General features: G+C 52.3%; 10 protein-coding genes. 5 read left to right on the top strand and 5 right to left on the bottom strand.

Annotated features, from left to right (window positions below):
- Window positions 1–9: 9 nt before the first annotated feature.
- From KXR87_RS15595 to KXR87_RS15585, 3 genes are all read right to left on the bottom strand, one after another.
- Entirely contained in the window at window positions 10–483 is a 474-nt protein-coding gene (locus KXR87_RS15595) for a heme-degrading domain-containing protein (protein ID WP_437433140.1), read from the bottom strand.
- A 398-nt stretch (window positions 484–881) separates the two neighbouring features.
- Complete coding sequence (gene iolB / locus KXR87_RS15590; protein ID WP_437433139.1) at window positions 882–1,706, bottom strand: 5-deoxy-glucuronate isomerase; 825 nt, start codon at window positions 1,704–1,706, stop codon at window positions 882–884.
- A 19-nt stretch (window positions 1,707–1,725) separates the two neighbouring features.
- Window positions 1,726–3,231 (bottom strand): CoA-acylating methylmalonate-semialdehyde dehydrogenase, encoded by a 1,506-nt coding sequence (locus tag KXR87_RS15585; RefSeq protein ID WP_437433138.1) that lies wholly within the window; start codon window positions 3,229–3,231, stop codon window positions 1,726–1,728.
- A 429-nt stretch (window positions 3,232–3,660) separates the two neighbouring features.
- Between KXR87_RS15585 and KXR87_RS15580 the strand changes: the two genes are divergently transcribed.
- Both KXR87_RS15580 and KXR87_RS15575 read left to right on the top strand, forming a co-directional pair.
- A complete protein-coding gene (locus KXR87_RS15580) occupies window positions 3,661–5,097 on the top strand; it encodes a sugar porter family MFS transporter (protein ID WP_437433137.1) in 1,437 nt (478 codons plus the stop codon).
- 75 nt (window positions 5,098–5,172) lie between these two features.
- A complete protein-coding gene (locus tag KXR87_RS15575) occupies window positions 5,173–6,216 on the top strand; it encodes a Gfo/Idh/MocA family protein (protein ID WP_437433136.1) in 1,044 nt (347 codons plus the stop codon).
- Between the two features lie 85 nt (window positions 6,217–6,301).
- Here KXR87_RS15575 and KXR87_RS15570 read toward each other — a convergent pair whose 3' ends face one another.
- Entirely contained in the window at window positions 6,302–7,483 is a 1,182-nt protein-coding gene (locus tag KXR87_RS15570; RefSeq protein WP_437433135.1) for an arabinose transporter, read from the bottom strand.
- A 73-nt stretch (window positions 7,484–7,556) separates the two neighbouring features.
- Window positions 7,557–9,494, bottom strand: a complete 1,938-nt coding sequence (locus KXR87_RS15565) for a bifunctional 5-dehydro-2-deoxygluconokinase/5-dehydro-2-deoxyphosphogluconate aldolase (protein WP_437433134.1) — start codon at window positions 9,492–9,494, stop codon at window positions 7,557–7,559.
- A 413-nt stretch (window positions 9,495–9,907) separates the two neighbouring features.
- Here KXR87_RS15565 and iolD point away from each other — a divergent pair, with 413 nt between their 5' ends.
- From iolD to KXR87_RS15550, 3 genes are read left to right on the top strand one after another with little or no spacing between them, the layout of a single operon-like run.
- Window positions 9,908–11,848, top strand: a complete 1,941-nt coding sequence (iolD, locus tag KXR87_RS15560; RefSeq protein WP_437433133.1) for a 3D-(3,5/4)-trihydroxycyclohexane-1,2-dione acylhydrolase (decyclizing) — start codon at window positions 9,908–9,910, stop codon at window positions 11,846–11,848.
- 21 nt (window positions 11,849–11,869) lie between these two features.
- On the top strand, window positions 11,870–12,760 hold the full coding sequence (gene iolH, locus KXR87_RS15555; protein ID WP_437433132.1) for a sugar phosphate isomerase/epimerase IolH: 891 nt from the start codon (window positions 11,870–11,872) through the stop codon (window positions 12,758–12,760).
- The gene (locus tag KXR87_RS15550) at window positions 12,757–13,254 is read left to right on the top strand and encodes a PTS sugar transporter subunit IIA (RefSeq protein ID WP_437433131.1); all 498 of its coding nucleotides are present in this window, start codon (window positions 12,757–12,759) and stop codon (window positions 13,252–13,254) included. Before iolH ends, KXR87_RS15550 begins: the two co-directional genes overlap by 4 nt.
- Window positions 13,255–13,273 lie beyond the last annotated feature (19 nt).

Here is a 13,273-nt window from a genome sequence, read left to right as displayed (position 1 = left end):
TGGCCTTTATTATTTTTTAACGTTGAGATATTGAGCAATACCCCACAGCACCAGGGCGTGGTCGTCCTGAGCCGGCAAACCACTCACGCTCACCGCTCCCATTACTGCACCCGAAGTATGCAGAAGCGGGAAACTGCCGCCGTGGTCACAAAATTCGGCCTGGTCGATGAAGTTATGCAACTCCATGCGCGCTCCGGTTCTCTCATAGTTAAGGCCGGCATACATGGAGGAGTGTCCCAGGCGTAAAACGGTATTACGCTTGCGCTTCATCCACTCTATGTTGTCGGAGGTTGAACCCGGTAACGCAGCGAAGAAAAGCGGTTGGCCATAGGCGTAGACCTCAATTGCAACCGGTGCGTTCTGCCCTGCGGCGCGCTCACGAATGGCCTGGCCAATCTCCCAGGCTGCGTTAAAGTCGATTTCGGTAAAGCGATGTTCTTTTTCCTGATTCAGTAATTGATCAAGGGTCAGTGACTGGCTCATAGCAAACTCCTGTTAGGAAATGGTTAGCAAGATGGATAGTGAAAATCAGTGATGAACATGTAGTGAGGTTATGCTTTTAAAATTTAAATTTCAATTTAGTGGCAATTTGGAATAAAACCACCTTTTACTTATTAACATAATGATTTATATGTAATTTAAAATGAAACGAAAGAAAGTGAGCTCAGCGTGAAATGAATGATGGTGTCTATTCGTGATCCCTATCACTCATATCATTCACTATCAATCGTGATAAATTTGTCGATATCCATCTCAGCTCACAAAATGTTTTCCTCCCTGACGCCAACAATCTAAAGCAGTATGTTTGTTTCATTTTTTGCAAAAAAAAAGCGCAGCATAGCGCTGCGCAAAAGATAGATAAGTGTCCGAGTGAGTAGGTTCTAATTGTCTTCTAAACGAGGGTAATCCTCACTATTCACCCAGGCGTGATCTTTCTCCCAGGTAAACAGCCATTTCCGCGTTGGTCCTGCCATAACATTGAGATAGTAATTATTGTACCCGGCGATAGTGGCGACCGGATGGTAGCCGCGTGGTACCTTCACCACATCTCGGTCATAAACAGCCATTGCTTCATCAAGACTACGATCGTCGGTATAGACACGCTGAAGAGCGAAGCCCTGCGGCGGATCGAAACGGTGATAGTAGGTCTCTTCCAGATAGGTCTCTTTTCCCTCTACTGGAGTGTCATGTTTGTGGCTCGGGTAGGAACTGGTGTCGCCTTCAGCGGTGTAAACTTCTACCACCAGCAGGCTGTCTGCTGGACGGTCATCCGGCAGGATGTTATGAACCAGCCGCTTGTTACGTCCTTTGCCACGGTGCTCTACACCTACATCTTTTGGCGCAATCAGCCGCACCGGCAGATCACCCCAACCCGGAGCGGAGCATACCGCCAGCTCCAGCGGAGTCAGAGCGGTAACCTGTGCAGGGGAATGGTGCGGCAGATAGACCGACCACGCGGGTGTGCGCTCGAACGGGCTCATACGCTCGCCGATACTCTCAAAAGTGCCCGCCTGAGTAACGACCGTCGCCTTGCCGGAAACGAGCACCAGGCAACGTTCGAGCGCATCCGCAGGCAGCGTTATCTCCTGCCCGGCCTGCAGCCGATAAACATCAAAACCCACATACTTCCAGCCAGCATTTTCCGGCGTAATGTGCTGGGTTCTGCCGTCCGGCAATGATGTCGAACGGCTGAGTAAGGTCGCCATGATCTTCTCCTTCTCTACGTTAACCCAGAGTCGGCATGCTGAATTCAGATACCGTCTGCTGCCCGTTAGGCCAGCGGGTCGTCACGGTTTTCATTCGGGTATAGAAGCGCACGCCGTCTGGTCCATGCACGTTCAGCGCGCCAAACACAGAGCGTTTCCAGCCGCCAAAGGAGTGGAATGCCACTGGTACAGGTACCGGGATGTTAACGCCGACCATACCTGCTTCCACCTCCTGAACAAACTCTCGCGCGTAGTGGCCGCTGGTGGTAAAGATGGCGCTGCCGTTGCCGAACTCATGGCCGTTAACAATGGCGATCGCCGTTGCATAGTCCGGGGCACGGACAATACCTAACACCGGGCCGAAGATTTCCTCTTTGTAAATAGTCATATCTGTGGTGACGTTGTCAAACAGCGTACCGCCGACATAGAAACCTTCTGGATAGCCAGCCACCTGACAGTTACGTCCGTCGATCACCAGATCAGCACCTTCCGCGACACCTTTATCAATATATCCGAGAACCTTCTGCTGGTGAGCGCGGGTGACGACCGGCCCCATCTCATTCTCTTGCGCACCTTTCAGGTGACCCGGACCGACACGTAGGCTCGTGACCAGAGGCTGCAGACGGGAGATCAGTTTCTCCGCCGTGCCTTCGCCCACCGCAACCACAATCGGCAGCGCCATGCAGCGTTCACCTGCCGAGCCAAACGCCCCGCCCATAATGGCGTTTACAGTGGCATCGAGATCTGCATCCGGCATTACAATCGCGTGATTTTTTGCTGCACCGAACGCCTGTACACGTTTGCCATGAGCGCTCGCTTCTTTATATACATGTTCTGCTACAGAAGAAGAGCCCACGAAACTCACCGCCTGAATACGCGGATCACGGGTCAGAATGCTGGCAACATCGTTACCGCAATGCACTACGTTGAAGACACCATCCGGTAGACCCGCTTCTTTCAACAGTTCGGCAATACGCAGCGACGCTGATGGGACTGGTGCTGGCGGCTTCAGGATAAAGGTGTTACCGCATGCCAGTGCGATAGGGAACATCCACATAGGAACCATCGCCGGGAAGTTGAATGGGGTTATCCCGGCTACCACACCCAGCGGCTGCATAACAGAGAAACTGTCGACGCCGGTGCCAACGGTAGATGAGAATTCGCCTTTCATTAGATGTGGGATACCGCAGGCAAATTCCACGACTTCCAACCCGCGAGTCAGTTCGCCCTGTGCATCAGAGAAGACTTTACCGTGTTCGCTCACGATAAGCTCCGCCAGCTCGTCACGGTGAGCTTCCAGCAGCGCTTTGAATTCAAACAGCACACGTGCACGACGCAGCGGGGTTGTTTTTGACCAGGCTTTGTAAGCTTTATCCGCTGCATCAATGGCTTGCAGCATCTCTTCCTGTGTGCTCTGGGTGACCTCGCGGATCACTTCACCACTGGCCGGGTTAGTGACGGGTTTGGTTTCGCGGCTGGTACTGATAACCGTTTTGCCATTTATAAAGTTACCGACAGTTTCCATTTCTCTTTACCTTCTTAACCATTATTCGTCATCCGGGCTGAATGCTCTCTGTACATGGAGCTCCCGGCCATCAACTCCGTTTCAATGTAATAATTCGAATCAAATATTTCAATTTAAATTTTATGAAACTTTAATTTAGTGTGATCTTCTGCAAGATTCTTTCATTTCTTTAGGAAAGGGACTGCCAGCTACAGCGTAGAAAGCCAGACCCAAACCACTGTATTGTAATGATTTTTATTCTATCGCCTATGCCACTCAAAAAAATGAAATTCGTTTCACTGATATGAAATGAATGTTTTTTATGATCTCGTTAACAAAACCAATACCCACAAAATGGTAGAAATAGTTCAGTTATTTTATGATTTGAAAAAAAAATACCATTTATCGGTCGCCACGGTCATCCCGCAGGCGTCATATGAGGAATAACCTATGTCTTACGATCATAAGTTCAATGCATGGTACGTCTACATGCTCTGCTGTATTGCCGCCCTGGGTGGCGTCATGTTTGGCTACTCCACGGGCGTTATTGCTGCCGCGGTCGGATCAATGCAGAAATATTTTGCATTAAGCCCGTCAGAAATGGGGTGGGCGGTCAGCAGCGTGATCGTCGGCGCAGTGCTGGGGTCGCTGATGGCGGGAAAAATTGCCGATCGTATCGGCCGAAAAAATGCTTTGTTGCTGGCTGCATTGCTCTTTGTTGTGACCTCAGTCATCTCAGCAGCATCGTCGCTGTTCTGGTTATTCAGCATTGCTCGCATAGTTTGCGGGCTGGCGGTAGGCATAGCCGGTACTGTTTCGCCGATGTATATGTCGGAGATAGCCCCGGCACGTATTCGCGGTAAGGCTTCTGGTATCTATAACGTCTCAACTAACCTTGGACAGCTGGCGGTGTTTATCGTCAACTTTTTCATCGCCCGAGGCATGGTGGAAGCATGGATGGTACAGGATGGCTGGCGCTGGATGATGGGCCTTCAGTTGGTGCCATCGCTGCTGATGCTGCTGCTGATCGCCTTCCTGCCTGAATCTCCGCACTGGAGCATCAAACGCCATCGCGGCCATAAAGCCATTCGTGTGCTGTCTCGTATCTACCCTGAATTTAATCAGGAGGAGGCACGTCAGCTTTTTGAGCAGGCCCCTGTAGCAAAAAGCGCTTCTTCTCCTGCTGGCACCACCAGCATTGCAGGCAAACCTGTGCTGCGCTACATATTGCTCGTCGGCATCATGATTGCAGTGCTTCAGCAGTTTACTGGCGTTAACGTTATGAATTACTACGCACCGTTAGTGCTGCAAGGCGCTTCCAGTAGTAAAGATGCTGCGTTATTCCAGACCATCTTTATCGCTCTGTTCAGCGGTGTCGGCGGCATTATTGGTATGAATCTGTTTGACCGCTACGGACGTCTGCCGGTGATGAAAATCGGTACTGTAGGTTCCATGATCGGCCTGCTGATTGTCTCTTATGGCCTCTACACGCAGGACACCGGATATATGACCATTTTCGGTATCCTCTTCTTTATGCTGTTGTTCTCTATCGGTTGGGGAAGCGGTGCATGGGTACTCATTTCTGAAATATTCCCGGAGCGCATTCGTAGTTTCGGGATGAGTCTGGCGGTCAGCTGCCTGTGGATTGCCAACTTCGTTATTACCCAACTCTTCCCTGTTGTGAATGACAACGCTTACCTGCAAGACAATTTCCATGGTGCGTTCTCGATGTGGTTGTTTGTCGGATTTAATGCCTTCTGCTTCTGGTTCTTACATCGTTATGTTCCAGAGACTAAAGGTGTTTCCCTGGAAGATATCGAACAGCTCGCCGAGAAAAAAATGCAGCAACTTCAGCGCTCTACCGACGCACTCGCCAGCAACAAATAACCTTTGGCCTGCCCTTTTTTAGCGGTGGGCCGGTTTGAATTTTTCAATTTAAAAAATTAAAAACAGGAGTGAATCATGCAGTTTCATAAGCCGTTACCTGTAGCAAGAACACCGGACGGAAAAAAAGCACCTGCGCTGCGCTGGGGGATCATCGGTCCCGGCTGGATCGCTAACCGCTTTGTTTCTTCGGTACAGAAGAGTACGCGGCAACAGATACTGGCCGTCGCCGACATTAGCCTGAAGGGCGCGCAGGATTTTGCGAGCAGCCACGATATTCCCTTCGCCTATGGCTCTGTGGAGGAGCTTGTTTATAACAAAGATATCGATGTGGTCTACATTTCCGTGCCACATCCGGCGCATTTCACCTGCGCGATGGAGGCAATTCGCGCAGGTAAGCATGTACTGGTTGAGAAACCACTGGCGCTTAATGGATCTGAAGTGCAGAAGCTGCGTGATGCGGCACGCCAGAATAAAGTCTTTTTGATGGAAGCCATGTGGACGTGGTTCCTGCCAAAATTCGACGTGCTTCGTCAGGTTCTGGAAGAGGGAATGATCGGCGAAGTTCACTCTATTATTGCCGATCATGGCGAACATTTTGGCCCAGAGCACCGTATTATGCGCGCCGATTTGGCCGGCGGTCCGTTGATGGACTTAGGCTCCTACCCGGTAGCTTTTGCGACTAAAATCCTCGGACGGCCGGAGAACGTGTTAGCCTCAGGCCAGCCTGCGCCAGCCGGGGTAAACGGCCAAGCATCGATCATCTTAAGCCATGCCAACGGTAACCAGTCATCTATTCATACCACGCTGTTCAGCCATACGCCGGGCAGCGCCGTGATTGCCGGAACAGAAGGCTATATCTTCATGGAAGGGATGTTCTATACACCGGGCAATTTCCATATTTTTAATAATGATAAGCAGAAAATCACCTACGAAGAGCCACGTTTTGCCTACGACCAGCTGTATCACGAAGCCGCGCATGTTGCTTACTGCATTGAGCAGGGGCTGCTCGAGTCCCCGCTGCGTCCGCTTGAAGACTCGCTGGTCACCATGCAAACGCTTGATGAAGTGCGTAAACAGTTAGGTATCGTATTTAATGAGGAACGCGACGGAGGTCGCTGATTCGTTCCTTTCTTTATAGAGACTGGGCCTGTAGATAAAATCGGGCCCAGCATTATCTCATTCTCCCGCCAGTCGTTTTCCCCTGCTATGGGGCTGAGTGGATCAGCGTCCGGATCGCAACTGCGCCAGCCAACGCGCAGCATGCAGCGGCAAAGTATATCCCTTCATAACCTGTTACCCCTGCCAGCAATCCCGCCAGCGGCCCGGTAATCCCATAGGCAATATCCTGAAAGGCAGAGAAGCCGCCGAGTGCTGTACCGCGCACCTGAGGACTGACGGCGCGTACCGTCACCACACCGAGGGAAGGAAAGACCAGAGAACAGCCCGCTCCGGTCAGCGCCGCGCCGAGAAGCGCAGCGACAGGCGTCGCTGCAAGCCAGATGATTAGCAGCCCCGCACACTCAACCAGGAGCGATAACGTTGCGATGGTGGCTGCGCCGTAGCGATCAAGTGCCTGGCCTAATAGTAGTCGTACCAGAATAAACAGGCCTCCAAACGCCGTCAGAGCAAAACCCGCATTTCCCCACCCTCTGGCAGCAAAGTAGAGCGCAATAAAAGCGCTGATAGCTGCAAAACCGATGCCCTGCAACGCGAGCGCCAGTCCAGGCCGCCAGATGCCATTCAATACCACGCGCAGCGGCACGCGATTGCCAGGATGCGGCGCCACGTGCAGCACACTGCTATTGATGAGCAAAGCGACAAGGGGTAAAACGATTGTTCCCATGCCGAGCGCGATAAACCCCGCCTGCAGATAGAGAAACGCCCCCAGCGGGGCACCACAGGCTAGTGCACCGTAGGTGGCCATGCCATTCCACGAGATGACCTTTCCAGCTTGCGCGCTGCCGGCAAGCCCCATCCCCCAGGTCAGGTTGCCCGTCAGAATCTGGCTCTCCCCGAGGCCGAGCAATAGTCGACCAATCAGTAATGTGCAAAGCGCCAGCCAGACATCTGCAGCGAACAGAGCAGCAAAGAGATAAGCGATTCCCGCAAGGCCGCAAACCAGCAGCCCTTGTAGCGTAGTACGCTTCGCCCCCCTGCTGTCGGCGAGACGACCGGCATAGCTACGGGTCAGCACCGTGGCAAGGAACTGAATTCCGACCGCCACACCGACCCAGGTATCACTCAGCCCCAGCTGCTGGTGAACAAAGAGCGGAATGGCGGTCAGCGGTAAACCGACTGTCATATAGGCGAAAAACATAGCAAGGGAGAGACGGATAAGCCTGCCAGAAGCAGCAGGTATCTCTGAAGTGGTAGTAGAGGTTGGCATCGGGTCTGATCTCAAGGAAGTGCAGAAATAAAAACGGGGCCGTAATTCGGCCCCGTTGATCATGCGCTCGCCATCAGGCGGCATTGGTCAGGCATTTCGCCGGACGATACTCTCGCCAGTAGCTGATTAGCGTCATATAACGCTTCTTCACCGCGTTTATCAGTTGCTCATCGCTGTACTCACGGCTGAGCCAGAAACGTGAAGGTTCGCCGAAGATGGTACGACCTACAGCAAAACCTTTTACCCAGGGAATATCTGCCGCTTCGGCGAAGCCAGCTTTCAATTCCTCTTCCGGCGCATCCAGCCCCAGGATCACGATACCGCGGCAGTGCGGATCGAAGTGTTCTATCAATGCACTGATCTTATGCCAGGCCGTGCGGGAGAGAGCTGGCAGCTTCCACCAGTCCGGCTTGATCCCCAGCGAATAGAAGTGCTCCACGATGGTGGCATAGTGTGCTTCGTCCCGGTCTTTTACTGTATGAGGTAAGATCACCTCAAGCAGCAGTTCATGCCCTGACTTGCAGCAGGCATGGTAGACTTCGTTGATCAATTCTTCCTGTTCACGGCGCAGCGCTTGCTCATCATTCGGATGGTAAAACACCAGGCATTTCACTACATGCTCCAGCGGCCAGTCCACCAGTTGCGAGCCTATATTGCCATGCTCCAGGCGTAACGGGCGTGAACCCGGCATCTCAATTGGGCGGCCAATCCACCAGCCTTCTCCCGTGATCGTATTGAGTGCGTCCTGCCCGTAAGTGGTATCAGCTAAAATGCCACTGTTGTGTGCCAGTCCGGCTTCCTTTGCCGCCTGGCGCGCGCCCTCCAGTAGCAGCTCTTTCAATTTCGGAATCTCTGTTTCACTTGCGCCTACCGCGTGAGCAATATCCTCAAGTTGCTTGCGGTGGTCGAACGCAAAGACACACAGCTCTTTCCAGTCCTGCTTGCGGGTAGTGGTGCGGTGCAGATGGTTCAGCGTCTCATCCTGGTCCGGACGCTTCACGCTCTCTTCACGGGTTAAATAATTATCCAGTTCTTCGCGCGTCGGCATCGCCGGAGCGCAGCCGTGGCGGGATACGACCAGGGCCCCGCAGGCGTTGGCGTAACGGCAGGCGGTTTCCCAGCCTTCATCGTTCATATAACCACGCAGCAAGCCGGACATAAACGCATCGCCTGCGCCCAGCACATTCAGTACTTCTACACGCACACCGCTGTGCAGTTTGACCGCATCCCAATGGGTGGGAATATCGCCTTCAAACACTGAGCAACCCAGCGCTCCGCGTTTGCACACCAGAGTAGCATGGCTGCGTTCGCGTACTTTGCGCAGCGCCGCCAGTGTATCGGTGGAACCGCCAGCAATATGGAACTCTTCTTCGGTACCGACGATAAGGTCGAACTGGTCCAGAACCTCCTGCAATTCCTGCGTGACCTTACCGGACTCAATAAAGCGGGTTTCACCATCGCCGAGGGAGGTGAGCCCCCATAGTACCGGTCGGTAGTCGATATCCAGCGCGCGACGTAAACCATGCTTTTTAGCGAAGGCCAGCGCTTTCAGTACTGCGGCACGAGTATCCGGGTGTGAAAGGTGTGTGCCAGTGATCGCCAGTGCGCGCGATGAGGCAATATAGCTCTCATCAATATCGTCTGGTGTCAGCGCCATGTCCGCACAGTTATCGCGGTAGAAGATAAGCGGGAAAGTGTCCCGGTCTTTAATCCCCAGCAGCACCAGTGCGGTAAGACGATCTTTATCGGTGATCAGATGTTGTGTGTCTACGCCGACACGGAGGAGCTCTTCACGCAGGAAACGCCCCATATGCTCATCGCCGACGCGAGCCAACATACCGGAGCGCAGCCCCTGTATCGCCGTACCGTAGGCAACATTACCTGATGAACCGCCCAGGTACTTCGCGAACGTCCCCATATCCTCTAGCCGTGCGCCAATCTGCTGGCCATACAAATCAACAGCGATTCGACCAATGCAAATGACGTCCAGTGCTTTTTGTTCACTGTCCATTGTTCATGCCCTCAGCAAAGATGGTGTGTTTTTATGCATGTTAAGGTTTAATAATTTCATTATCAACACAAATGAAACAAACATTACCATTAAAAACATGACAAAGATCACAGTTATATTCTGGAATGTAGAGCGATACCAGGTAGATACTCATTCATTAAAATTCAAATAATTCATGATATTGTAATAATCCCCTTTGAGTTTATAGGGGTGGACAATGCATGTTACCACCGCAACTACATAATGAAATTTTTTACTTTTTTTATGATCCCCTTCCCATTAATGAAATTTTAATTTTATATAAATATGAAATGAAAAATCATTCCTTATAATCGTCTACAACATGACTAACAGAACTCGCAGCGCACTCGCTCTAATGAGCCAATGCCAGCGAATCAATGACAGGTGATTCAATGACAACCTCCAGATTAACAGTATCGCAGGCGCTGGTGCGCTTCCTCGACAACCAATATGTCGAAGTCGACGGCAATGAGATTAAGTTCGTTAAAGGCATCTTCGCTATCTTCGGTCACGGCAACGTTCTTGGCCTCGGCCAGGCGCTGGAAGAAGATTGTGGCCGGCTTGCGGTTTATCAGGGACGTAATGAGCAGGGGATGGCGCATGCTGCTATTGGCTTTGCTAAACAAAAGCTGCGCCAGCAGATTATCGCCTGCACCTCTTCTGTCGGGCCTGGTGCGGCGAACATGATCACCGCGGCGGCAACCGCAACGGCTAACCGCATTCCACTGCTGCTGCTTCCGGGCGATGTCTACGCGACCCGCCAACCTGATCCGGTATTGCAGCAGATCGAGCAGTCACACGACTTGAGCATAAGCACCAATGATGCGTTTCGCGCAGTGAGTAAATACTGGGATCGCGTCAACCGGCCCGAGCAACTGATGAGCGCCTGCATCAACGCCATGCGTGTACTAACCGATCCTGCGGAGACTGGCGCAGTCACACTCTGTCTCCCACAGGATGTGCAAGGGGAAGCCTGGGACTACCCGGACTACTTCTTTACTAAACGCGTGCACCGAATAGAACGCACCGAGCCGACCGAAGCAATGCTTGCCGACGCACTGAAATTGATGGAGGGCAAGCGTAAGCCGCTTATCGTCTGTGGTGGCGGTGTGAAGTATTCGATGGCGGCGGGCATTCTGCTCAGTCTCGCTGAACGTTTCCAAATCCCGGTGGCGGAAACTCAGGCGGGCAAGGGAGCAATATCCTCCAGCCATCCGCTGAACGTTGGCGGTGTCGGGGAGACTGGCGGTCTGGCCGCGAATTATCTGGCGCGTGAAGCGGATGTGGTGATTGGCATAGGCACCCGTTACACAGATTTCACGACCTCATCGAAGTGGATTTTCCAGAATCCTGACGTCGATTTTTTGAACATCAATGTCAGCCGTTTTGATGCCTTCAAACTGGATGGAGTGCAACTATTGGGCGACGCCAGCGCCTCGTTGGACTTACTTGAGGCCGGGCTGATGAAAACGGGCTATCAATCTGCATGGGACAATATTGTTGAGGATGCCCGGCAGAAATATCAACAGGAGGTCGAGCGCGTCTATGGTGTGGAATTCTCCGGCGAGGGGTTTATACCAGAGATCGACGATCACTTGCCGCGCGAGCAGGTTTATAAAGAGTTCCAGGCAATTACGGCCTCCTGCCTCACCCAAAGTCGGGTATTGGGAGTCCTTAATGCTTCTCTGCCTAAGGATGCGGTGATCGTTGCCGCCGCAGGCAGTCTACCGGGCGATCTGCAGCGCGTCTGGCAAAGTCGTGGCAATAATGACTACCACGTTGAATATGGTTACTCCTGTATGGGCTATGAAGTGAATGCCGCACTCGGCGTCAAAATGGCGCAGCCAGAGCGGGAGGTCTACGTCATGGTCGGCGATGGCTCTTTTATGATGCTGCACTCCGAGCTGGTCACATCGCTACAGGAAGGCAAGAAAATCAATGTGATGCTTTTCGATAACATGACCAACGGCTGCATCAACAACTTGCAAATGGAGCACGGTATGGACAGCTTCTTTACCGAGTTCCGTTATCACCACAGCGACAGTGGCCAGCAGGAAGGCGGGCTGATACCCGTAGATTTCGCCAAAATTGCCGAGGGCTATGGCTGCCAGACCTGGCGCGTTACCACGCTCGAAGAGCTGCATCATGCGCTGGAGGAGGCGCGCCGGTCGCCGGTCTCTACGCTTATCGACATGAAAGTGCTGCCTAAAACGATGGTGCATAAATACCTGAGTTGGTGGCGCGTTGGCGGAGCTCAGGTGGCAAAGAAAGAGAGTATTCGTGCCATTGCATCCATGCTCGCTGAAAAAACGAAACAGGCACGCAAATACTGATTAGGATCGGGAGAACATACAATGAAAATAGCTTTTGACGTTGATGTTATTAAACATTTGCCAATTACCGACATGGTGCGGCAGGTGTCGGAATGGGGATACAAATATATTGAACAATCGCCCCATCCGCGAATAAACCCATTCTACAAGCACCCGCGCGCCTCACGGGAGTTGATGCATGAATACACCCGCGCACTACGACAGTACGGCGTGGAAATCTCTTCCGTTATCACTGTATACCGCTGGTCAGGTCCGGATGAGGAACGTCGCCGTGCGGCAGTAAAAAACTGGCGACGTATGATTGAAATCGCTGTTGAAATGGGCGTGCAAGTTATCAATACCGAGCTGGCCGGAACACCGGATGAACCGGAGATCTGTGAAGAAATGTGGTATCGCTCCATGGAGGAATTGTTGCCGATCATTGAGCGTGAAGGTATCCGTGTAGAAATTCAGTCGCATCCATGGGATTTCTGCGAGCTGAGCGATGATACAGCCGATTTGGTGAAGTCGCTGCGCAGTGACCATGTGACTTACCTTTACAGTGCACCACACACATTTTTCTATGACAAAGGCAAAGGCGACGTGGAGCAAATGTTGAAATTTGCCGGTCACGATCTCTCTCACGTACTGCTGGCTGATACATGGAATCATACGTTGCCGTGCCGTTATATTGTGAATCCGCCAGGGGTCAACGCCGCAATTCATCAGCACACCGGGATGGGAGAGGGAGAGGTGGATTTCGATGGCATCTTCCGTGCTCTCAGAGAGATGGATTTCGCCAATCGCACCTTTAAAGTTGGGGGCGAGTCGATTATTACCGCCTCGCTGTTTGGTTTCCCAGAGAAGATGAACGTTCAGGCCGTTGAAACCCGTGAACGAATTGAGCGTGAGTTGCTGGGGAATAAACGATGAGGCAGTTAACAAGCACGACGACACCTTATCACCTGACGACCCTCTACGCGCCGATCTCCGGTAACACGCTGGAACTGGAAAAGGTTAACGATGTTGTATTTTCAGAAAATCTGGTCGGTGTCGGGGTCGCGATTGTGCCAGATCGGGATAATGAAATCGATGTTCTGGCTCCGGCAGACGGCATTATCGTCAACATCCTGCCGGGTAGCCACGCTTTCTTCATGAAAACCGACGACGGTGTAGAGCTGCTGGTTCACTTTGGACTCGGGACTGTTAAACAGGAAGGAAAGGGATTTACCCGGATCGCAGGTATCGGCCAGCAGGTCACCCGTGGCGAGACCGTTCTGCGAGTGGATACCAGGCTTCTGGAGGAAAGTGACATCAACACCACTACGCCAGTTGTGATTATGTCCCCTGAACTCTATGACATGAAGGTCATTACTGGCGGCATGAGTGCTGGTGTAAGTCCGCTAATCCATCTACACCGCCGTTAGTCCCTATCACGCCCGGTGG

The sequence above is a fragment of the Yokenella regensburgei genome, from assembly GCF_051486985.1.
In the GTDB taxonomy this organism is placed as follows: domain Bacteria; phylum Pseudomonadota; class Gammaproteobacteria; order Enterobacterales; family Enterobacteriaceae; genus CBFFRJ01.
The sequence above is the reverse complement of the archived record's forward strand: the minus strand, read 5'-3'. Positions and strand labels throughout refer to the sequence as shown.